This window comes from Lysinibacillus sp. 10T31, assembly GCF_056394365.1.
Map to the genome: position 1 here is coordinate 1 of NZ_JBFTHS010000221.1, position 416 is coordinate 416.

A 416-nucleotide genomic window follows, 5' to 3' on the forward strand; every position below is an offset into this window, starting at 1 on the left:
GTCTCGAAGAGCAATACATCATGGCCGGAGGTGATGCCGGTCGAGACAGAGCGTGGACGCATGCCACTGCCTACAAGCTTATTCACCCACTTACACAGATCTACGAACTCGCGGACAGCTTGCGCGCCAGAGGTGGGCAGGCACCCTGCGAAGCACCGTTTGATGGAAGAAAAACCTATGACGTTGTGACCGGGCCGCTTGGGCTCGCTCGAACGGGTGGATTGCTGCCTATCCCGGACGAGATCTCGGTGCCAATCCTCACCTACGCATATGAATGGATCGAACACGGTTCGGAAGATGTGATCAGACTTCAGGCTGAGATCATCCCGATGCTCATCGACGCAAGGAGCGCCAAGGGACCAAGACGAATCATATGTCTTCGTGAGATCAGACGGCACATCGAGGAGTTCCAGATG

The 416-nt window shown here is 55.8% G+C and carries 1 protein-coding gene; it reads left to right on the forward strand.

Features of this window, described 5'->3' with window-relative positions; genetic code table 11:
* Positions 1–20 precede the first annotated feature (20 nt).
* Positions 21–416 (forward strand): hypothetical protein (locus AC1DCY_RS27745; protein ID WP_477356006.1); only part of this gene is annotated, 396 nt, incomplete at its 3' end.